General features: G+C 53.8%; 16 protein-coding genes. 6 read left to right on the top strand and 10 right to left on the bottom strand.

Going from position 1 to position 21096, the window contains the following annotated elements:
• Positions 1-103: 103 nt before the first annotated feature.
• The 5 genes from bamJ to J2I47_RS25840 form a co-directional block, all read right to left on the bottom strand.
• Positions 104-874, bottom strand: a complete 771-nt coding sequence (gene bamJ / locus J2I47_RS25860) for a BamJ family beta-barrel-assembly machinery protein (protein WP_207367529.1) — start codon at positions 872-874, stop codon at positions 104-106.
• 217 nt (positions 875-1091) lie between these two features.
• On the bottom strand, positions 1092-1322 hold the full coding sequence (locus J2I47_RS25855) for a DUF4834 domain-containing protein (protein ID WP_207367528.1): 231 nt from the start codon (positions 1320-1322) through the stop codon (positions 1092-1094).
• Between the two features lie 146 nt (positions 1323-1468).
• The gene (locus J2I47_RS25850) at positions 1469-3022 is read right to left on the bottom strand and encodes a M28 family peptidase (RefSeq protein WP_207367527.1); all 1554 of its coding nucleotides are present in this window, start codon (positions 3020-3022) and stop codon (positions 1469-1471) included.
• A 33-nt stretch (positions 3023-3055) separates the two neighbouring features.
• Complete coding sequence (locus tag J2I47_RS25845) at positions 3056-3319, bottom strand: hypothetical protein (protein WP_207367526.1); 264 nt, start codon at positions 3317-3319, stop codon at positions 3056-3058.
• On the bottom strand, positions 3294-3893 hold the full coding sequence (locus J2I47_RS25840; RefSeq protein WP_207367525.1) for an RNA polymerase sigma factor: 600 nt from the start codon (positions 3891-3893) through the stop codon (positions 3294-3296). The genes J2I47_RS25845 and J2I47_RS25840 overlap by 26 nt, the downstream gene beginning before the upstream one ends.
• 314 nt (positions 3894-4207) lie before the next feature.
• On the opposite strand from J2I47_RS25840, the gene J2I47_RS25835 reads away from it, so the two are divergent.
• The 4 genes from J2I47_RS25835 (at position 4208) to J2I47_RS25820 (ending at position 8310) form a co-directional block, all read left to right on the top strand.
• Positions 4208-4513: a (2Fe-2S) ferredoxin domain-containing protein gene (locus J2I47_RS25835; RefSeq protein WP_207367524.1), complete on the top strand. Its 306-nt coding sequence runs from the start codon at positions 4208-4210 to the stop codon at positions 4511-4513.
• A gap of 98 nt (positions 4514-4611) precedes the next feature.
• On the top strand, positions 4612-5301 hold the full coding sequence (locus tag J2I47_RS25830) for a YjjG family noncanonical pyrimidine nucleotidase (RefSeq protein WP_207367523.1): 690 nt from the start codon (positions 4612-4614) through the stop codon (positions 5299-5301).
• 195 nt (positions 5302-5496) lie between these two features.
• Positions 5497-7467, top strand: a complete 1971-nt coding sequence (locus J2I47_RS25825) for an FAD-dependent oxidoreductase (RefSeq protein WP_229374953.1) — start codon at positions 5497-5499, stop codon at positions 7465-7467.
• A gap of 63 nt (positions 7468-7530) precedes the next feature.
• Complete coding sequence (locus J2I47_RS25820) at positions 7531-8310, top strand: 3-hydroxyacyl-CoA dehydrogenase (protein WP_207367521.1); 780 nt, start codon at positions 7531-7533, stop codon at positions 8308-8310.
• Between the two features lie 107 nt (positions 8311-8417).
• Here J2I47_RS25820 and J2I47_RS25815 read toward each other — a convergent pair whose 3' ends face one another.
• The 3 genes from J2I47_RS25815 to J2I47_RS25805 form a co-directional block, all read right to left on the bottom strand.
• Positions 8418-9980 (bottom strand): RagB/SusD family nutrient uptake outer membrane protein, encoded by a 1563-nt coding sequence (locus J2I47_RS25815; RefSeq protein ID WP_207367520.1) that lies wholly within the window; start codon positions 9978-9980, stop codon positions 8418-8420.
• A 33-nt stretch (positions 9981-10013) separates the two neighbouring features.
• Entirely contained in the window at positions 10014-13256 is a 3243-nt protein-coding gene (locus J2I47_RS25810; RefSeq protein WP_207367519.1) for a SusC/RagA family TonB-linked outer membrane protein, read from the bottom strand.
• Positions 13257-13753: 497 nt separating this feature from the next.
• Positions 13754-15862, bottom strand: coding sequence for a S46 family peptidase (locus J2I47_RS25805; protein WP_207367518.1), 2109 nt, complete (start codon positions 15860-15862; stop codon positions 13754-13756).
• Positions 15863-16098: 236 nt separating this feature from the next.
• Here J2I47_RS25805 and J2I47_RS25800 point away from each other — a divergent pair, with 236 nt between their 5' ends.
• Positions 16099-16614: a hypothetical protein gene (locus J2I47_RS25800; RefSeq protein WP_207367517.1), complete on the top strand. Its 516-nt coding sequence runs from the start codon at positions 16099-16101 to the stop codon at positions 16612-16614.
• Positions 16615-16629: 15 nt separating this feature from the next.
• Here J2I47_RS25800 and J2I47_RS25795 read toward each other — a convergent pair whose 3' ends face one another.
• Positions 16630-17988: an NAD(P)/FAD-dependent oxidoreductase gene (locus J2I47_RS25795; RefSeq protein ID WP_207367516.1), complete on the bottom strand. Its 1359-nt coding sequence runs from the start codon at positions 17986-17988 to the stop codon at positions 16630-16632.
• 161 nt (positions 17989-18149) lie between these two features.
• Positions 18150-19850 (bottom strand): S41 family peptidase, encoded by a 1701-nt coding sequence (locus tag J2I47_RS25790; RefSeq protein WP_207367515.1) that lies wholly within the window; start codon positions 19848-19850, stop codon positions 18150-18152.
• A 298-nt stretch (positions 19851-20148) separates the two neighbouring features.
• Between J2I47_RS25790 and J2I47_RS25785 the strand changes: the two genes are divergently transcribed.
• The gene (locus J2I47_RS25785) at positions 20149-21054 is read left to right on the top strand and encodes an NAD-dependent epimerase/dehydratase family protein (protein WP_207367514.1); all 906 of its coding nucleotides are present in this window, start codon (positions 20149-20151) and stop codon (positions 21052-21054) included.
• The last annotated feature ends 42 nt before the right edge of the window (positions 21055-21096 follow it).

The raw sequence follows: 21096 nt of genomic DNA, 5'->3' as shown, positions 1-21096 counted from the left end.
AGTGAATGAGCGAATAGCTTGGAGCGCTTCGCGCAGTGTTTTCATAAAGAGATGCTCGCGCAGCAGTCCAAACCATTCGCTCATTCACTCAATCGCTCATTCACTAATTAGATTTTACAATGTCCAGTAACTCAATGTCAAAAACCAGCGTCGAGCCGGGAGCAATGTCATGACCTTGCCCCTGGTCGCCGTAAGCACTATCTGATGGGATAAACACTTTCCACTTCGAGCCAACGGGCATGAGTTGTAGCACTTCCGTCCAGCCCTTAATCACTTGCGTCACACCAAACACGGCAGGTTGACCCCGCCGCACTGAACTATCAAACTCTTTGCCATCGAGCAGCGTACCAACATAATGTACCTTAACTTGATCAGTGAGGGTTGGTTTGGCTCCGGTTCCTTCTTTCTCAATAATATACTGTAAACCACTGCTTGTAGTCTGAACACCAGGCTTGGTCTTGTTTGCGGCCAGAAAAGCAGCTCCGGCTTTCTTGTTGGGTTCTGCCAGCTTATTCTGCTCTGCCATGCGGGCCATCTGCTGCTGTTGCATGTAGCTCATCATGATCTGTTGCATCTGAGGTTCGGCAAGGGCTAGCTTCTGCCCCTTCAACGCGTCATTAATAGCCTGCCCAAGCGCTACCGTGTTCACGTTGGTCAGTCCCTGCTGCTTCATGCTCTGGGCAATACTGTAACCAATGCTGTAACTCAGCGAGTCATTACTGTTGGCTAACGTCGATTTGGCCGAAGCCATTGCTGTAGCTGCCGGACGGGCCTGAGCCGGGCGGGTAGGTGTTTTTCTAACTTGTGAAACGGCCTGGTGTGCAGTGAAAAGCGCCGACACGGTGCCGACAAGAGCAAGGGAAGAAAACTTCATGTGATGGATTTTGTGCAGGCCGCGTGGGCCGTGTACTGATTAAATAGAAAACGTGAAAAACAGCCTAATTAGTTTGGTTTATCCACGGGCTGCCCCTATAAATTAACAACTCCGGGTTCGTTTGTCCAAATTAGTTGTGCCTTCTTATGCTAAACACGAGGTGACACAAAAAAAGCCCGCGCAGGTAAGCGCGGGCTTCGTTAATAAAGCTTAAAAGCTATTTTACTTCTTCGTAGTCAACGTATTCGCCGCCCTTGAATGTGGTGCCGCCTTTGCTGGCCGGCTTGGTTACACGGGTTTCGCCCTCGCGGGGAGGTGCGGTACGCTCGTGCTGACGACGCTGCTCTTTTACCAGTTGCCGCCCCACCAACAGGTAGAACACAAACCGGCGCACCGGCGGCACGAAAGCAATGAGCAACACAAAGATGAACAGGGCCTTCAAAATCATGGGAAATAAGGTCAATGTTTAAGGTTTAAAGTCTGAGGTTTAACGTTGCGTCGCGCTTGGCCGGGCAGAGTGGCAAGCAACGTTAAACCTCAGACTTTAAACCTTAACCTATCTTCTGAATAAACGTCCTTCCTTCAGGTTTAGTTTTACCGACCGTACAAGGCTTTTCCGGCGGCTTCATACTTATCGCCCGCCATCCAGAACGGGCGTGTGGCGCGGTTAGCAATGAGCCGGGCGGCGCGGGCGTAGGTCTGACAAAACCGCAGCAGGTAATCATAATCAATCGTGTCGGGGCTGTCAGTTACGCTGTGGTAGTTTTTCATCAGTTCCTCGTCAAACGTTTTAAACCCTTCCGACAGGGTAGGGGCGGGTACGCCTTTTGCCGCCAGACTTACGTTGTCTGACCGGTCGAACAAACCTTGTTCTGGGGCAGGTTCGGCAAAAACGCCCAACCCGAAATCACGGGCGGCCTGCTCAATTTCGGCTTTGGCACCCGTGCGTTCCAGGCCAATGACCGAGATAATTGAGGTGTCGTTATAGCCTGCGCCGTCGATGTTAAAATCGAAAATAGTTTGTTTTAGGGGCACCAGGGGGTGTTCAGCGTAATAGCGGCTACCGAGCAGACCCACCTCTTCGCCCGTCAGTGCCACAATAAGTACCGACCGTTTGGGTGGTTGTTGCGCAAGGGCTTTCGCCGCCGCCAACAGACCCACCGTCCCCATGCCGTTGTCACGCGCCCCATTGAAAATAGAGTCTGCTGCCGTGTAGGGTGCACCACCCTGTTTGCCCACGCCAATATGGTCGAAGTGGGCGGTCAGGAGAACGTATTCATTTTTCAATGCCGGGTCCGTGCCTTCGATAATACCCACAACGTTTACGGCCTGCACTGGGTTTACGGCCCGTGCGGTGGTTTGCACTGTTACAGCGGCGTTGTCCTTCAATTTAACTGCCTGCCCTTTACCATTGTCTACCCAGGCGTGAAACAATGATGCTTGGCCTAAGGAACCCTCGGCTGCTGACAGCGCGAGTTGTTCATTATTGAAATACCGGCTAATAAACGTCCATGGCGTAGCGGGGGTAGCATATAACTCAATAATACCCAACGCCCCTTTTTCGGTGGCCAGTTTGTCTTTAGTTGTTATCGACCCAAGTAGCTCGCGGGGACTTTTTACGTCAGGACCACCTACCTGAGTAATAACCCATTTACCCTTCACATCCTTGTTGGCATAATCTTCATCGGTAAGTCCGTACCCTACATAGACACTGGGGGCCGTCTTTGCCGTGGCAGTTCCACCTGTTACGACAAATTGCTTACCCACGTTTAGTGTGTCGCTACCGACGCGGATGATGCCGGAAGTGACGGGTTTACTGAACTGGAGATCCACCCGCTGGTAGTAGCTGTCGTTGTCGCCGGCGGGTTTTAAGCCCAGCATCCGAAACTGCTCGGCCAGGTAGCGAGCCGCAATCATATTACCCGGCGATCCCGTCCGGCGACCCTGTAACTCATCGGAAGCGATGAAACGCAGGTGATTCTCCAGTTCCGACTTCGTTAGTTTCTCTTCAGGCGAAGCAGTGGATGATGGGGAAACGGCCACCGTGGCTCGTTTGGCAGGTTTTTGGGCTAAACTGGGCGTTTGGGTGGCCAATAAAGCCAAAGCGGCTGCCCCGTAATGAGGCAGCCGATGGATAAGTCTCGACATGTGGAGGATGTTGTGAAAACAAGAAATGCCCAGCTATACCATACCCCGATGCGTGCGGGGTCTGCGTAGCTGAGCACTAAAATGATTGGCAGAATAAGACAGGATCGACTCGACCGTTGAGTGGCGTGGCTGACGCTCAATCTTGTTCATCAGCGAGCGCAACTCGAGGGTATCCAGAAAGAAGCCCATCAGGACTGGCTCAACCATGAGCGCTTCTTCAATCAGCAGATTCTCCTCTTCAGAAGTTTCTTCGTAGACGTACCGGATTACGTCATCTTGGGTAAATGTTTTTGTCATAGCTAACAGGGCGTTTGCTTAACTGCTTGCGCAGGTTTATGAGTGCATAACGCATACGTCCCAAAGCTGTGTTAATACTGACGCCGGTCGCATCGGCAATCTCTTGGAAACTCATTTCCTCGTAGTGCCGCATAATCAATACCTGACGCTGTTGTTCCGGCAACCGCTGAATCAACTCACGCAGGTGCTCGTGTGTTTCACGCCGAATCTGCACCGTCTCCACTGAGTCTTCGGCAAATTCTAACGTGTTAAACACGCTGCTTCCGTCTTCAAACACCACATTGGGGTAGCGTTTATCTCGCCGGAAATAGTCGATGGCCAGATTGTGAGCGATGCGGACGATCCAGGGCAGGAATTTGCCTTCTTCGTTATAGCGGCCCGACTTAATGGTATCGACAGCCTTGATAAAGGTGTCCTGCATTAAATCTTCTGCGATATACTGGTCTTTAACGATCATGTAGATCGTTGTGAAGACCTTGTTCTTATGCCGCTGAACTAACTTTTCAAAGGCTTTCTCACTACCACGGATATACAACGAAATTAGCTCACTGTCGTTAACCTGGGCTTTTTCCATTTCAGAAAGACAATTAGGTAACGTAGAGCGTTTCTTCGATAGTGTGTGTTCCGTGTTAAGATTTGTGTGAGAGGAGAAGAATTCTTATCAAAATAACAAACTCTACTTAAAACATACAAGAGTTGTACCCAAAAATTTCTAAAGTGGGCTTAAATCAAGGTGTTTCTAGCCATAATCATACCAACATACGACGAAACCGTCAGGACCGATGCAAATGCTATGTACTGGCTTAGACCGTCAATGGGTGCTACCGTTTAATTGGCCCTTCTGGGCTACCTTCGTAGTTGACACAGTACCTTAAAAATAATACACACATGAAGTTTGCCAAACACGTTTTCGTTTGTACCAACCAAAAAGAAGCCCCCAAAAAGTCGTGTGGAGCCGAACACGGTGCCGCTCTGCTCGACGCGTTTAAACAGGAGTTAACCCAACGAGGTTTGCAGAAAGAAATTCGGGCGCAACGGGCGGGTTGCCTGGATGCCTGCGCATTTGGCCCTGCCCTGGTCGTGTATCCGGAAGGTACCTATTATGGTAACGTTCAGGTAGCTGACGTGGCTGAGCTAGTGGAAAAACACCTAGTCAACAATGAGGTCGTAGAGCGGCTTAAGCTGGACTTCTAGTTGTTTATGCGTTAGTCTGTTTTGTTGTTTGTCTGTTCGGAACACATCATGCAAATGCTTAACAGACAAACAACAAAACAGACCAACAGCGCTTCATTATGTACAAACACCTTTTTTTCGACCTCGATCATACGCTCTGGGATTTTGACCGGAATTCAGCGGAGTCGATTGCGGAAATTTATGATACCCACCGGTTAGCTGACCGTGGAGTGCCATCGGCAGAAGCGTTTTCCGAAGCGTTTATTCGCATCAACCGTAAGCTCTGGGCCGACTACGACCGCAATCTGGTAGCGCATGAATACATCCGCGAGCACCGTTTTCCATTGGTATTAGGTGCCTTGGGTATAAACGATACAGCGGGTTGCGCCGAATTGAATACCGACTACCTGCGTTTGTTGCCCCGCAAAGCGCACTTGACCAACTCGGCCCGTGAGATTCTGGAGCATCTGCACGGCCGTTACCGGATGCACATTATCACGAACGGTTTCGCCGAAATACAAGCCGTGAAAATGGCCTCTGCCGATATTGCCCACTACTTCGAACTGGTGGTGACGACCCAGTCGGCCGACGCGAAAAAGCCTGATCCGCGCATATTTGAGTATGCCTTACAGGCAAGCGGTGCCACCGTGCCGGAAAGCCTGATGCTGGGCGACAATTACGAAGCCGACATCCAGGGTGCCAAAGCCGTTGGCTTAGACACCGTTTTTTATAACCCCAATAACGAACAGGTAGCCGAGCCGGCTACGTATACCATACAGCACTGGCAGGAATTGAAAGCAATTTTGTAGTTTTTGTCATCCCCACGGTAGGAGGGATCCACTTTCCCAATGCACAATACGCCTGAATGAACGTATATCCCTCTCACCGTGGGGATGACCAAGCTCCGCTAGCCACCTCATACGCTCAACCACATGAAAATCCTTCTTTTCCTTCTCTCTTTTCTTCTTTCCTCTTTCCTCCCCTTTTCTCCACCCCCTGCTCCTATGTTCGACGTCTGCGTATATGGCGGCACATCGGCGGGGGTGATGGCGGCGGTGGCAGCCAAACGGGCGGGGAAATCAGTCGTGCTCATTGAACCCGGAAAACACCTCGGCGGCTTGTCGGCGGGAGGGCTGGGAGCCACTGATATTGGCAATAAATTCGCCGTGACGGGCCTGGCGCGGGATTTTTACCGCCGCATTGGCACACACTACGGGCATTTGGAGCAGTGGATATTTGAGCCTCATGTGGCTGAAAATCTGTTTGTTACTTATCTAAAAGAAGCAAGCCTGACTCCACTAATGGGCCTCCGGCTGCGTTCTGTGCAAAAGACCGGCAACCGGATCACAGCCATTGTGCTCGAACCGGCCACGACCCTACCTCGCGCGCAAGGCCGGGGCAACGTGCAGACAATTTCGGCGAAGCAATTTATCGACTGTTCGTATGAAGGCGATCTGATGGCGCAGGCAGGCGTGCAGTACACCGTGGGGCGTGAGGCCAATAGTCAATATGGCGAGACCTGGAATGGCGTGCAACTGCTTGATAAGCATCAGTTTCCGGACGGTGTTGATCCGTATCGTGTTCCGGGAAAACCAGAAAGTGGGTTGTTGTACGGTGTCAGCACAGCCAAACTGCAACCCAATGGCAGCGGCGACCAGACGATTCAGGCCTACAATTACCGCATGTGCCTTACCGACGATCCCGCCAATCGCCTGCCCATCACGCGGCCTGTTGGCTATGATTCTACGAAGTATGAACTGTTATTACGGCAGATTCAGAAAAAGGTACCCAAAGAGCTGACCTGGAACCTGATGCATTTTGTGATGATGCCCAACCACAAAACAGACATCAACAACTGCGGGGGATTATCGACAGACATGATTGGCGCGAATCACGATTACCCTAATGCCAGCTACGCCCGCCGGGCCGAGATTATCCGCGATCATGAACTATACACGAAGGGCTTTTTCTACTTCATCGGCCATGACCCACGCATGCCCAAACACCTGCGCGACGAGATGCTGCAATGGGGTTACCCGAAAGATGAATACAGGGACAACAGCCACTTTTCGCACCAGCTCTACATCCGGGAAGCGCGGCGTATGGTAGGCGACTACGTGATGACGCAGGCCAACTGCGAGGGCAAAGCCACCGTGACCGACGGCATTGGTATGGCTGCCTACACGATGGATTCGCATAATTGCCAGCGACTGGTGGTGACAGACAAGAACGGCGTAGCGATGGTGCGCAACGAGGGCGACGTGCAGGTGGGCGGCTTTGGTCCATACCCGATCAGCTACCGCGCGCTGGTGCCGAAAGCTGCCGAGTGCGCGAATTTGCTGGTACCGGTTTGTCTCTCGGCCAGCCATATTGCCTACGGGTCTATCCGGATGGAGCCGGTGTTTATGGTGCTGGGCCAAACCGCCGGGGTAGCCGCCGCCCAGGCTATCGACGAAAACAAGGCGGTGCAGGGTATCGATGTGGCGCGGCTGCAACATACTCTTCGCGACAACCCACTGCTCAATGGCAGTCGGCCCGAACTGTTGGTCGATAATGACGATTCGGCTCGGGTGATGCGTCAGGGCAATTGGCAACGCATTACCAAAGGCAGCAAATACGGTACCTCGGCGTTGGTGAGTGCTGGCGCCCAACCTGCTTCGGTGCGGTTTGCGGCAATGGGTATCAAGCCGGGGCGGTATCGCATCTACATGTATAACCCCACGCGGGCGGGCGGTGGCGGCAACCCCGATCAGGTAGCCATACAAACCGACAAGGCCGACCGGGTAGCGATCCGGGTGTTCTCGGGGCAGAAAGAGGTTATTCAAACGGTGAACCAGCAACGCCAAAACAATGACTGGATCAACCTGGGCGAACATACTATCGTAGCCGGAAAAGCACCCTACGTCGAACTGGCCACGGCGGGCTCAGCGCAGCCGACTGTGGCCGATGCCGTGCTATTTTTACCGGTGAAATGAAGTCTGGCGGAGCAACGCTCCGCCTTTATAAAGTAGACAGCGGAGCATTGCTCCGCCAGGCATATGAATTTACAAAACGCTACGGCTCTCGTTACGGGGGGAGCATCGGGCCTGGGCGAGGCTACCGTCCGGCAGTTTCACGCGCTGGGTGCCAACGTTATCATTGTCGATCTGAATCAGGATCGGGGCAACGCGCTGGTGGACGAATTGGGTACCAGCGCGTATTATTGCCTCACCAACGTGGCTAATGAGGGCGATGTGCAGCGGGCTATCGATCTGGCTGTGAGTCAGTTTGGGGCGCTGCACATTGCTGTGAACTGCGCTGGTATTGCCGAGGCCCGCAAGACGCTGGGCAAAGTAGGTGGCGAATATGGCCCGCACTCGCTCGACGCCTTTCGGAAGACGATAGAGGTGAACCTGATCGGCACCTTCAACGTAATCCGGCTGGCAGCGTTTGCCATGGAAAAAAACACCCCGAACGCGGATGGCGAACGGGGTGTCATTATCAACACGGCATCAGTAGCGGCCTATGACGGCCAAATTGGTCAGGCGGCCTATTCGGCCTCTAAGGGGGGGATTGTAGGCATGACTCTGCCTATTGCCCGCGATCTGGCTAAGTCGGGCATCCGGGTGATGACCATTGCGCCGGGCCTGTTTGAGACCCCATTGCTGGCCGCCCTGCCCGAAGAAGCCCGCCTCTCGCTGGGTCAGCAGGTGCCATTCCCCTCACGCCTCGGTCGCCCCGCCGAATACGGTTTGCTGGCCAAAGCCATCGTGGAAAACCCCATGCTCAACGGCGAAGTGATTCGCTTAGATGGGGCAATCCGGATGGGACCGAAGTGATTTGGGATTGGGGATTTCGGATCTCGGATTGGTTACTTACGCCAGAGCAAATATATTCTGGCGTAAGCAACCAATCCGAGATCCGAAATCCCCAATCCCAAATCCCTTTACACTCCCGGATAGCCCGGATTCTGGGGCTTCAGGTTAGGGTTGTTTTGCAGTTCGCGCTTGGGCAGGGGGAGCAGCAGGTGTTTTTCCTGCAACGCCTGGTTTGAACTGGGGTTAACGTGACCAACAAAATTGTCGAAACTGTTGGTTTTGTCGTTATACACCTTCCGTAGCCGTACCATGTCGAACCACGTGATCTGCTCGTAGCACAGTTCATGCCAGCGTTCGCGCCACACGGCCTCGCGGAAGGTAGCCTGCGAGAACGTACCCAACGCGGGGGTGGTAAGCGCCGCCCGGTCGCGGATACGCTTTAGAGCATCATAAGCCGCCTGCGTGGGCGCACCCAGTTCGTTTTGTGCTTCGGCGTGAATCAGCAGCGTTTCGGCAAAGCGGATCTGGGGCACGTTCAGGTTGTTCTGCTTCGTAGGCGTTGCCCCTGGTGTGCCGTTGGCGGTGCGGTTGAAGTGCTTGAACACGTAAGGGCCACCCAGGTCAAAGGGAGCGCCCGTGCCTTTTTCATAATAGGTCGTGTAGAAATAACCCACCTGATCTTTAGCCCGCAGGTCGCCCGCTTCATACGACTTATAGAACGACGGCGTTGGCACCGAACTACCCGTTCCTGATGGCCCGTTGTAGGTTACGGGCTTAAAGTTGGGGTAGAAATTGTCCATCGGGTTGCCTGCTACCAGCGTATTATACTGCAACATATACAGGTGCTCTACCCGGTTTTTGTTGCCCTCGCGGTGAACCTCTTCGTACGTCGGGAAAAGATTGATCATCGACGGGTTGGCGTTGGCGTAGGTGATCACTTCCAAAGACTTGTCGGCGGCCAGTTTGTAGTAAGGAGCGCCTTTGCTAAGCGGGAAGCCCGCCATGGTCAGATAAACTTTGGCCAACTGCGTTTTCACGGCGGCCAGATTTACCCGCCCGCTGACATCCATCCAGTTCAGACCCGCCGCTTCGGCAGCCGTCAGATCGTCTACGATGAGCTTGTAGATGTCCTCTTTAGGAGCGCGAACGGGCAGAAAATCTTCTGACGAAGCCGACTGCGGCTTCACGATCAGCGGAATATCGCCCCACAACTGCACGGCAGTAAAATAGGCTGTAGCGCGTAGAAACCGGGCTTCGCCCAGGATTTTGGCCTTTTGAGCCGCGTCCATCAGCGCAATGCCGGGTACTTTGTCAAGCACCTGGTTGGCTTGTGCAATCACTTTATACAGCCCCGCCCAGTAATTGACCACGTGAATGGTGTTGCCGTCGTGAACCAGCCCATAAAGGTTGTTGAGGTCTGAGTTCTGGGCTGTTTCGGTCGTCGACGTACCCGTTAGGGCTTCGAGCAGTTGCCAGTTGCTGGAGAAAATACCCGCACCACCACCCATAAACCGGGTGTCGGAATAAACCGCCGCAATGGCTGCTTCGGCGTGGTCGGGAATGGTATAGAAACTGGTAGGAGTAAGGTTAGACGGAGCCTGTTCGTCCAGAAAATTAGAACAGCCTGTGGCCATCAGGGCGAAGCTGCACAGCGCGGCCCGGCCGATGACTAGTATGCGTGAATGTCTCATGATAATTAGTTGAGTGAAAAACGGGTCAGGCGATTACAGACCCAGTTGAATGCCCAGCAGGTAGGTGGTTGGCTTGGGGTAGTTGTGCCAGATCATGCCCTGCGAAAAAGCGCTGTTGCCGCCCCCCTGGTTGGTGGGTGTCACTTCGGGGTCGCCCACGATGGGGTCTTCTACCAGCAGGAAGAAGTTTTGTGCCGAGGTATACACCCGTAACCGATTGATCTTGAGCCGGTTTGTCAGGGCGGCGGGGAACGTGTAGCCAACCAGCAGGTTGCGACCCCGCAGGAACGAGCCGTTTTTGATCCAGTGGCTATCTACGTTGGTTACGTAGCCCGCACGGGTATCGCGGATTTCGGCAATCTGCGTATTCTGGTTCGTAGGCGTCCAGGCGTTCAATACCGACGTGTAGCTGTTGGCCAGTGCCTGCCGGTCTTCGCTGGGGTGCAGGTTCATGAGCATCACCTGATTACCAAACATGAACTGCATCTCGAACGTGGCGTCGAAGTTGCCGATGCGAACGTTGTTGTTCAGCGCGCCCCAGCCTTTGGGGCTGCCATTGCCAATAATGCTGCGGTCGGCGTCGGTGATGGCTTTGTCGCCGTTCACGTCGAGGTACTTGATGTCGCCGGGCAGAATGGTCAGACCGTTGCGGTAGCTGGTGAATTTGGCGGCTTCTTCGCGCTCCGCTTCGCTCCAGACACCCACGCGGGTGAGGCCCCAGAACGACCCCACCGGTTCGCCCACCCGAATGATGTTGGTGGGGTTGGTGAAGTCAGGACCACCCACATTGAAAATATCGGACGGGGTAGCCAGCGAAAGCACCTTGTTTTTGTTGAACGAGATGTTGAACGAGGTATTCCAGGTAAACGAAGGCCGGTTGATGTTGACCGTGTTGATACCAAACTCAAATCCTCTATTTTCCATCGAACCCACATTGCGCCGGATGGTGCCATAGCCGCTCGATAGCGGCACGGGTGCATCGAGGAGCATGTCGGTGGTGAGGCGGTAGTAGTAATCGGCTTCCAGGTTAACCCGCCCTTTAAACAACCCTATTTCCAGACCTATGTCGCTCTGTGCCGTTTTTTCCCAGCGCAAATCGGGGTTGGCTAGGCGGCTGATACCGGTACCGCCCACCCGCGCATCGGAGTAGATGGTCGAGTAGTTCGAGCTAAGCAAAGACAGCGACGAGTAGGGGGGAATTTCGGAATTGCCCGTCAGGCCGTAGCTAGTGCGCAGTTTCAGGTTCGACACCACCGGGTTGCCTTTCAGGAAATCTTCTTCTGATACCCGCCAGGCCAGCGCTGCTGAGGGGAAGAACGCAAACTTGTGGTTCGCCCCAAACTTCGATGATCCGTCGGCCCGGCCAGTAGCCGTGAACAAATACTTGTTTTTGAAGCCGTAATTGATGCGACCAAAATACGAGTTGATGGCAAACCGCGACGCCCCCGACGACACGAACGGGTTGGTAGCCCCGGCCCCCAGGTTGTTAAACCCAAAGTAGTCGGTAGCAAAATTGTTGACCCCCGCACCAATGCCAAACACATTGGTTTCCTGCCACGAAAGCCCCAACAGGCTTGTCAGCGAATGGTCCTGACCAAACTGCCGGTTGTAGGTCAGGTAGTTCTCCAGCGACCATACGGTTGTGCGGGCATTGTTGGTCGATGCGTTGCCGTTGCCGCCAATGTTGAGCGTACGGGTAGTTGACTGGTTGATCTCCTGCGTTTGGATGTTGGCCCCCAGGATGCTCCTGAATTCCAATCCTTTGGCCAGGCTCAGCGTGGCGGCCAGGCTACCCAGCGTGGTCTGCGTATTCTGGATATACCGCCGTCCCATCAGCCGGTGAACCGAGCTAAACGTGCCTTCAGCGTAAGGGTAATCGCGGTTGTTGGCGTAAGTGCCGTCGGCGTAGGTAACGGGCAGAAATGGAAAGTCTTCCACAATTTGCCGGGCCACCGCGTCATTGACGTCGACGAGGTTTTCCGACTGGTTGTTGTAGCTCAGTGTACCGCTCACTTTCAGCCAGCGTTTTACCTGATCGTCGAGGGTGAACCGGCCTGAATACCGCTTCATGTACGATGTCTTGATCAAGCCTTCGTCGTCGCGGTAACCCAGCGACAGCGAATACTGCGTGCGCTCATTGCCGCCGCTGAAACCCAGCTGGTGGTTTTGCGACAACCGATTCTGCGTCGATTCTTTGAACCAGTCGGTGTCGTAGAGTGGATTCAGGTTGGCGTCGAACACGCCGGGAAACTTAGCACTATAAGCCTTGCGGCGGGCCACGGGGTCAAGATAGGCCCACTTGCCAGCCTCCCAGCCTTTAGGGTCATACTTGGCAATGTTGGCGTAGGCAAGGTCTTCTACGGCCAGGTATTGCCTGGCGTTGAGTACATGGGGCCGGTTGGGACCAATGGTGTTCATGCCCACCTGGGCGTCGTAGGTGACACGGCTTTCGCCCGCCTTGCCTTTTTTGGTCGTTACCAGAATAACGCCGTTGGCACCCCGTGCGCCGTAAATGGCTGTTGATGAGGCATCTTTCAGTACTTCCACCGAGACAATGTCGTTCGGGTTGATAAAGTCGATGGCGTTGCTGAACTGATCGCCCGTACCCTGCGGCAGAAAGACACCGTCTACCACGTAGAGCGGGTTGTTCGACGAGTTGATAGAACTAAAGCCCCGAATCCGAACGGTGGTGCGGCCGCCGGGCCGACCAGAGTTGGTGTTGACCTGTACACCCGCCATCCGACCCGACAGGGCCTGGTTGAGCGACGACGTTGGGCGTTCCTGCAGTTGTGCTTCTTTCACGGTAGCCACCGCGCCCGTTAAATCCGACTTGCGGGTGGTGCCGTACCCAATCACCACAAACTCGTCCAGCGTTTTGGCATCGCCTTTGAGGCTTACGTCGATGTTTACCTGAGCACCCACGGCTACCTCCTGAGAGATGTAACCCACGAAGGAGAATACCAACACGGCATTGGCGTCGGGTACGTCGAGTTTATAGCGGCCGTCGGCATCCGTCACCGTGCCACGTTGGGTGCCTTTCAATACTACACTCACGCCGGGCAGTCCCTCACCTGCTTCTTCTGTTACTCGCCCCGTCACGGTTTTATCCACCACTTTCTGCGTGAGCCGGGCCGTAGAACGGACATCAGCAGCGTTACCGGGTGGTGTGCCTGTGGCGTGTGACAGCGTTAGGCACGAGCAGGCCAGCAGCCCCTGTGCCACAAACAGCCTCGTGATCCTGCCTGGCAGGGTACGCGGTCGTAAAGGTGTTTGCATAAATTTTTTCCCGTTGAGCGGGTTGTTTAGAAGTAAAAATTAACAGCTCATTAAAAGCAACTCACTTCCATAATTAGCCTGTTCTTTAAATCTACTTTGACTGATAGCTTATATTTTTGGATTAATAAATTTGGTAAAACAAAGAAATGGAATGGTAATAAGTATAAGTACGATAGGCTACTTAGTAAAAAATTTAATAAAAGAATTTTAAATTGATGTAGATGAGAGAGAAATTGAACAATATAAGTATTTGTAACTATAGACTTTATGCTGAATATTGGTCGTAAACAACTGTTATACAAAGGCATACGGATATAGAGACGCGATATATAAGGTTGTTTTGTGTGGCTTTCAATGGTAACCTTGGGTATATCTCTACATGTGCTAAATTACCAGCCTGTCTTAGGATAGAATCTGGTTATTTCTGTTTAGCTATTTCGCTTGAAGAAACGGTCAGATTATATCTTAAGATTAGGTGGATCGAAAAAATTGTTTACTTATTTTGACAGTAATTCTGTCAGCAGTCGGTCGGCTTTATAGATGTAGCGGAGGGCGGCAGCAATACCTCCAGCATGGACCGAAATGGCCCGGTTGGCGTCGGGCACAAAGATGAACGCGCCGGGCAAACTCTCCATGTTACCATCGAAGACCAGGCCCACCGCCTCCCGGTTTTTATTGATCATCGGGCTGCCCGAATTACCGCCGATGATATCATTCGTTGAGATAAAGCACATGGGTTGTTTCAAGAGTTCGGCGGGTGGGTTGGCCCAGCGGGCGGGCAGGTTCCAGGGGGCCTTGCCGCTAAATGAATAGCTACGGTCATACAGGCCTGCGAAAGTGGTGAAAACCGGGGCCACGGTGCCATTGTAGGGATAGCCCTTCACCACACCGTCGTTGATGCGGAGCGAAAACGTGGCATCGGGTGGGATGGTCGTGCCGTAGGTGGCAAACAGCAAGCGGCCCAGTTGACTGCGCAGCACCTCCTGCCGGGCCGTGCTTTGGCGCACCTGCTCGTTGGCCACCAGAAAGCGTTTTCCCCCAATCCGGCCCAGCACCAGTAGAGGATCGGTAGATGAGGTTAAGGCTTCTACGCCCTTGGCAATAAGCCCTTCCTGAACCAGACGGCTCCCAATTTTTGAGTTGGCCAGCAGGTATGCCGCCGCCTCGCGTGGGGTGCGTAGGCCATTGGGGCCGGTGAGAGCGGCTTTTACGTAAGGATCATCATTGCCCAACGCCGATTGGACCTCGGTCAGGTGCGCCGTCAGGTAAGCTTCTTCCAGCGCCCGGCTTTTGGGTTTGGGTACTTCATCGAGCATGGCCGAGGCCTGTTGCATCACGCGGGGATTCTGGGCGGCGGCCTCGGTCAGTAGCCCCAGCGTTAGTGCCGCTGTTAGGGTCTCGCCGGTAGACAAGGGGTTGGGCGCGAAGTAAGTGTAGTCATTGAACGTAGTCTGCTGTTGGCTTACCGTAGCGGCAATGTCAGTCCAGAGCGATACTGAACCCCCTTTCTTCTGCGCATCGGCCTTGAACTGTTTCTCGAACGCCGCTTTACGGGCCAGAAGATACGGATCGCGGAGACCGTCGAGCTGGCCTTTGTAGGCTTTAATGCTGTTTTCCAGTCCGAAAATCTCGTTGAGCACCGAATCATTTTTCGCCTTGACGTTGTAGGTCTGCAGGGCGCTGGACCGGCTGCGCAGCAGGGTCAGCAGCTGAGGCAGTTTCAGATCGCGGTCAAACTCCAGTTCGGCCACTGTTTTCAGGCGCTCGGTGCTGCCGGGATTACCCGTCACAAAGGTGGGTTCGCCCTCGCGGATGCCGTTGGGGTTGAACTTGAAAAAATGGGTTGTTTTCAGCGGTTTACCTTTGTCGTAGACCCGAAAAAAAGAGCAGTCGAGGGCGTAGCGGGGGTAGGTGAAGTTATCTGGATCACCGCCAAAAAAGCCGAGTTGCAGTTCAGGCATAAATACCAGCCGCACGTCGGTATAGCGTTTGAAGCCATAGAGAGCATATTTTCCGCCGTTATAGAACGTAATTGTTTGCAGTTCAAGCCCCTGCCAGCCGGGCTTGTTGGTATAATCGATCTTGATGGCACCGAAGATTTTTTCGCGGGCAGCCACCTGCGCGGCCTCATCGGCACCGGCGGCAGTCACGGCCTCCTGTACCTGTTTGGTAATGTCTTCCAGCTTCACGAGCTGATCCACAAACAGGCCATCTACGGGGCGCTCTTCGGCGGATGTTTTGGCAAAAAAACCGGTGGCGTTGAGGTTTTCGCCTTTCCGCGCCACCCCCGTTCCCGATTCACGGGCGCAGTGGTGGTTGGTCATCACCAGCCCATTGGCCGACACAAACGAGGCCGAGCAGTAATCTGCAAACCGCAGCGACGCCAGCCGGGCTTCGTCAAACCAGTGGGCGTCGGGCGCAAAGCCGTATGTTTTCTTGAAATAGTCCGTCGGTGGATTATCAAACGTCCACATCTTGCCCATATCATACGGCCCGGCCTGCACGGTGTCGGCGGGCGTGGGGCGGGGGGCAGGCTGGGCCTGAAGGGCAAAGTGGGTAATGAAACTAAGCAGCAGCAGGCTAGTGGTGCGGACGGGGTTATGCATGGAAATAGTGAAATAAATTAGTTGGGTAAACCTACAAAATTGGGGCTGGATAAGCTGTTCCCGCGTGTTTGATTTAGCGACTCCGTTCCAGGGGCTAACGCGAGGCTTCGCCTGAGGCTTTAGAAGAAGCCACCAAACCCACACACCACTAATCAGAATCCAGTATCTTGTGTGTGGAATTTTATCAATTCAGTCATCCAGCCTGAAACGGTGTATTTCGGCAGACAGATACCGCTATGAAAACCCTTACTAATCAGCAACTTGACTACCTCCGTGCCTGTCTATACCGGTCCGGAGCTACGCCCACGCAGGCCAGCGCACTGTTGCCCCTAATGGCGCAGGAAGTGGAACATTACATGTGGATTGGCCTGCCGTTTGCCTCGGCAGTCGACAAAGTAGAACTGGAGGCCGACAACAGCCCCGTTCGCTACCTCCGAGAAAAGCACTACGACACGCTGGTGATGGAAAATGAGAGTGCCACCCAACAGCCTGATTTAGATGATATTGTGTTTGCGCACCGCAACCGCGCCTATGGTGCCTACGACCTGCGCAAGACCTATAACTCAGCCCTGATCAACGCCATTGTTATGACCGTTGGCATTGTGTTGCTGGTGTTGGCTGTGCTCAATGCCGTTCAGCGTGGCGAATGGATTTACGTCAGCTGGGGCGGGGCGGCCTGGGTGTCAGGCATTCTGCTCGTTGGCTTTGCGGGTTTGCGGTTTTACCTGGAACGCGTAAACAGTATGCAGTAAAGTACGGCAGGCAGTTTACGGATTGTCTGTCACTACCTGCCCCGTATTGCTGAGGGCAAAATCCTGACCGTCTTTGTCGTCTTTGCGCACAAAGGGGCGGATGATCAAGCGCGTGCCCCGGTCGTAGGTAAAGAGGCGGTATATCCAGTTGCTCATCACTACGAGTTTGCTGCGGAAGCCCACCAAATACCAGATGTGCACAAACAGCCAGGCCATCCAGGCAATGAACCCGCTCAGGTGCAGGTTTTTGGGTAAGTCGGCTACGGCGCGGTTGCGACCTACAATAGCCAGTGATCCTTTGTCGAAATACTCGAATGGGCGAAGTTCGCCACCCCGGTGCAGTAGTGTGAGGTTAGTAGCCAGGTGTTCGCCCTGCTGAATGGCGGGCTGCGCCACGCCGGGGTGCCCTTTCGGCCATTTTTCCGACGCCATGAAAGCAATATCGCCGATGGCATAAATCCCGTCGGTGCCTTTCACGCGGTTATACAGGTCCACAATATAGCGGCCTTTGTCTACCGACTCGGCCGGCATACCGTCGATAGTGGCTCCGGCCACGCCCGCTGCCCAGATGAGAGTCTGCGTACGAATCTGTTCACCCGATTTGAACGTAACCACCTCACCATCATACGAGCTAACCAGGGTCTTTACTTTCGTAATCACACCTAACTTATCCAGATAGCCCTGCGTAGTTTCTGCCGATTCGGGTGACATGGGCGGTAGTACGCGGTCTACTCCTTCAACCAGGTAGATGTTCATCTTGCTGAAATCCAGGCCGGGGTAGTCGTTGGGCAGCACGTGCTTGCGCATCTCGGCAAGCGAACCGGCCAATTCTACCCCCGTTGGTCCACCGCCCACAATGACGAAGTTGAGCAGGCTTTGCCGGGTTTCCGGGTCTTTGATAATACTGGCCTGCTCAAACGATTGCAGCAGCTGACTGCGCAGGTTCAGGGCGTCGGGGATGCTCTTGAGCGGAAACGAATTGTTCTTGATCTGGTCGTTACCGAAATAGTTCGACTTCGACCCCGTGGCAATGACCAGGTGATCGTAGGTGATTTCGCCGATGAGCGTCTTGACCACTTTCCGGGCCGGATCGACACCGGTAACGCGTACAAGGCGGAAGTGAAAGTCTTCGTATTCGTCGAAAAGTTTACGAATCGGTTCGGCAATGGCGTCGGGTTCCAGACCCGCGGTGGCCACCTGATACAGCAGTGGCCAAAAGCCGTGGTAATTCTGCTTATCGAACATGATCACCTGGAAGCCTTTGCCTTTCAGGCCTTTAACCAGGTTGACACCTCCAAATCCTCCCCCAATTACGACCACACGAGGCTTGTCGGTGTCGGGTATATTCAGCGATAATTTATCGAAATGCAGCATATCCGTTTCGCGTTGAGTGCGTACTACGGTATCTACTGTGCGGGAGGGAGGAATGTTTAAAGGATTTTGGATTGGGGATTTGGGATTTCGGATTGTTGCTGACGCCAGCGCAAACCCATGCGTAAGCAACAATCCGAAATCCGCAATCCGAAATCCCAAATTTATTTCTTCATTCCCACCTGTTTCGGCCCGAACTCCAGTTGCCGGGCTTTGTCGAAGAGAGACAGGGCTTTGGTGTAGGTATTGTCTGATGTGTTGGCGATGCGGTAGAACTCGTTGTTCTGCCCGGCCCGGTTGCTCTTCTGGAAAATGTAGCGGGCAATGAGTGCTTTCGTCTGTGTGCGGATGTAATCTTTAGACCGGTTGAACTCGGCGGCATTATACGTAACCCCCTCGGCCGTAGCCTGCTTGGTCATCGCACTCAGCTGGTCGTCGGTTAGGTTTACGGCCTTGTCGAACTCAGCAAAGGGCAGTTTTTCGAGTCGTTTGCGGTTGTCGTTGGCGTATTCCAGGGCGTATTCGCGGATGATGTTCTTGGCGTAGAGCTTACCCAGATACGCCGTCTGCCAGCTCGAATCACGCGGCACGAAATAGTCGGGCGTGATACCCCCACCGCCATAGACCGTCCGGCCCTTGTCGGTTTTGAATACCTTCTTGGGGTCGTTCTTGATGCTGTCGGCGATGTAGTATTCACCGCGTTTCGAGCGCAGATCCAGTTCCTTTTCGTAGTCGCCTTCCTGCCCCGGCACATACGGTTTCTGAATGCTACGACCGGCGGGCGTGTAGTAGCGCGAGATCGTCAGCCGCAGTTCTGAGCCGTCAGAGAGTTGCACGGGCATCTGAACAAGGCCTTTACCAAATGAACGACGCCCCACGATATAGCCCCGGTCGTGGTCTTGTAGCGCCCCCGCCAGAATCTCCGACGCCGACGCGCTGCCTTCGTCGATGAGCACAATCAGGGCACCGTCTTCAAACTGCCCGGCTGTTTTGGCGAAATATTTGCGGTCGTAGCGGTCATCTTTTCCGTCGGTGTATACCAGCAGTTTGTTGCCATCGATAAACTCATCGGCCATGTTGGTGGCGCGGTCGAGGTAGCCGCCGGGGTTGTTGCGTAAATCGAGCACCAGTTGCTTCATGCCCTGCTGCTTCAGCGCGTTCAACGCCGTGCGGAATTCTTCAAACGCCGAATCGGAGAACCGATTTACTTTCAGATACCCCGTCTCGCCATCCACCATGTAGGCCGCATCAACGGCGTAGGTGGGGATACGGTCGCGGGTGAGGGTAATCTGCCGCGGTTGCTGTTGCCCTTTCGACAAGATCGTGAGCCGCACGTCCGTTCCGCGTTTGCCACGCATGGCTTTATAGACCGTACTGTTGTCGACGTTCTTGCCCGTCAGCGGTGTTTCATCGACCTTCAAAATCTTGTCGCCGCTCTGGATGCCCGCCGTTTCCGATGGACCACCCGCCAGGGGCGTAACCACGTAAACGGTGTCTTTGTAGATATTGAATTCCACGCCGATGCCATCAAATCCGCCCTCCAGTTGCGACCGGGCCGCTACCGCATCTACGGGGTTTAGGTAGGCCGTGTGGGGGTCGAGTTTCTCCAGCATCTTGGTGATCGAAAAGTCAACTAGGTCGTCGGTATCAACCGAGTCAACATAGTTGTTTTCAATCAGTTGCAGGATTTCTTTGTACTTGCTGTAGCCCCGGCCAATGTTGTTAAGGCCTTTTGTGCCGCCAAAAAACGACGCGCCCAGCAGCACCCCGCCCGCCAGCGTGAGGCCCAGGAGCATCGGTAGCCGGATAGTGGTCCGGTCGTTCTGAATTTGTTCTTTTTCCGGTTGTATCTGCTTGCTTTCCATACGTTTTACTCATCAGGTTGCTGTCTATGTAGGCGTAACACTATTTCTGTAGAATATTGTTTGGAAAGGGCCTGACAGGGCACGCTTTTTTGTTAGTTACCTACGACTATACTGCTACGGCGTAACGTCAATCAACAAAACACAAAGGGCGCTTCTGCTCTTATACCCCAAACGAGCGGTGAGCTATAGGTGTTGCCTGTTCTTTGGGTGGAGATTACAGCAACACATGTGCGAAGCCAACACCACACCAGTCAGCATTACACCATAGCCAATCACTCCATATCAATCAGCAGATCACATGGCTAAACAGCGGATATTTTTTACGGGGGGATCGGGGAAAGCGGGCAGGCACGTTGTGCCTTATCTCCTCGACCAGGGGCATCGGGTGTTGAATGTAGACCTGACGCCGCTCGATCACCCAGGGGTAGACAATCTGGTTGCTGACATCACAGAATCCGGACAAGTGTTTAATGCCATGAGTTCATATGTCGGCTTAGACGAACTGGAACCCGGCCATGGCGTACCTACATTTGATGCCGTAGTCCACTTTGCCGCTGTGCCCCGGATCTTACTCAAACCTGACAATGAAACGTTTCGAATCAACGCCATGGGTACGTACCACGTGATCGAAGCAGCCGTTAAACTGGGCATCCGGAAGGTCATTATTGCCTCATCAGAGACCACCTATGGTATCTGCTTTTCAGACGGACAAACCGACCCGCACGTGTTGCCATTGGAAGAGGATTATGACGTTGACCCGATGGATAGCTACGGTTTATCGAAGGTGGTAAATGAAAAAACGGCACGTAGCTTCCAGCGGCGGTCGGGTGCTGATATCTATGCCCTGCGCATCGGCAATGTGATTGAGCCGCACGAATACGCTGAACTGTTTTCCCATTATTTTGCCCACCCCGAAGTGCGCCGTCGGAATGCATTCTGTTACATCGATGCGCGTGACCTAGGCCAGATTGTGGATTTGTGCCTGCAAAAAGATGGCCTCGGCTTCCAGATTTTCAACGCGGGCAACGACCAAAATGGAGCCGTTATTCCGAGCAAAGAACTGGCAGCAAGGTTTTTCCCCAATGTGCCCATCGTCCGCGAGTTAGGAGAACATGAAGCCTTGTTTTCCAACCGGAAAATCCGGGAGGTGTTGGGTTTCAAAGAGCAGCATAACTGGCAGAAATACGTGACCTGGCCGTCCTGAGGTAGCCTCGTTATAAATCAAGAAGCGGCCTTCAGCGCCTTC

The organism is Fibrella rubiginis (assembly GCF_017353185.1).
Classification (GTDB): domain Bacteria; phylum Bacteroidota; class Bacteroidia; order Cytophagales; family Spirosomataceae; genus Fibrella; species Fibrella rubiginis.
Note: the sequence above shows the minus strand (reverse complement) of the source record. Positions and strands in the feature narration are given on the sequence as shown.

Excerpts from the sequence above, each read along its gene's own strand:
- J2I47_RS25795 (WP_207367516.1), bottom strand. The coding sequence starts at position 17,988 with ATGCTGCATTTCGATAAATTATCGCTGAATATACCCGACACCGACAAG.
- J2I47_RS25790 (WP_207367515.1), bottom strand. The coding sequence starts at position 19,850 with ATGGAAAGCAAGCAGATACAACCGGAAAAAGAACAAATTCAGAACGAC.
- J2I47_RS25835 (WP_207367524.1), top strand. The coding sequence starts at position 4,208 with ATGAAGTTTGCCAAACACGTTTTCGTTTGTACCAACCAAAAAGAAGCC.
- J2I47_RS25785 (WP_207367514.1), top strand. The coding sequence starts at position 20,149 with ATGGCTAAACAGCGGATATTTTTTACGGGGGGATCGGGGAAAGCGGGC.
- J2I47_RS25820 (WP_207367521.1), top strand. The coding sequence starts at position 7,531 with ATGAATTTACAAAACGCTACGGCTCTCGTTACGGGGGGAGCATCGGGC.
- J2I47_RS25855 (WP_207367528.1), bottom strand. The coding sequence starts at position 1,322 with ATGATTTTGAAGGCCCTGTTCATCTTTGTGTTGCTCATTGCTTTCGTG.
- J2I47_RS25825 (WP_229374953.1), top strand. The coding sequence starts at position 5,497 with ATGTTCGACGTCTGCGTATATGGCGGCACATCGGCGGGGGTGATGGCG.
- J2I47_RS25810 (WP_207367519.1), bottom strand. The coding sequence starts at position 13,256 with ATGCAAACACCTTTACGACCGCGTACCCTGCCAGGCAGGATCACGAGG.
- J2I47_RS25840 (WP_207367525.1), bottom strand. The coding sequence starts at position 3,893 with ATGGAAAAAGCCCAGGTTAACGACAGTGAGCTAATTTCGTTGTATATC.
- J2I47_RS25845 (WP_207367526.1), bottom strand. The coding sequence starts at position 3,319 with ATGACAAAAACATTTACCCAAGATGACGTAATCCGGTACGTCTACGAA.
- J2I47_RS25815 (WP_207367520.1), bottom strand. The coding sequence starts at position 9,980 with ATGAGACATTCACGCATACTAGTCATCGGCCGGGCCGCGCTGTGCAGC.
- J2I47_RS25850 (WP_207367527.1), bottom strand. The coding sequence starts at position 3,022 with ATGTCGAGACTTATCCATCGGCTGCCTCATTACGGGGCAGCCGCTTTG.
- J2I47_RS25805 (WP_207367518.1), bottom strand. The coding sequence starts at position 15,862 with ATGCATAACCCCGTCCGCACCACTAGCCTGCTGCTGCTTAGTTTCATT.
- bamJ (WP_207367529.1), bottom strand. The coding sequence starts at position 874 with ATGAAGTTTTCTTCCCTTGCTCTTGTCGGCACCGTGTCGGCGCTTTTC.
- J2I47_RS25800 (WP_207367517.1), top strand. The coding sequence starts at position 16,099 with ATGAAAACCCTTACTAATCAGCAACTTGACTACCTCCGTGCCTGTCTA.
- J2I47_RS25830 (WP_207367523.1), top strand. The coding sequence starts at position 4,612 with ATGTACAAACACCTTTTTTTCGACCTCGATCATACGCTCTGGGATTTT.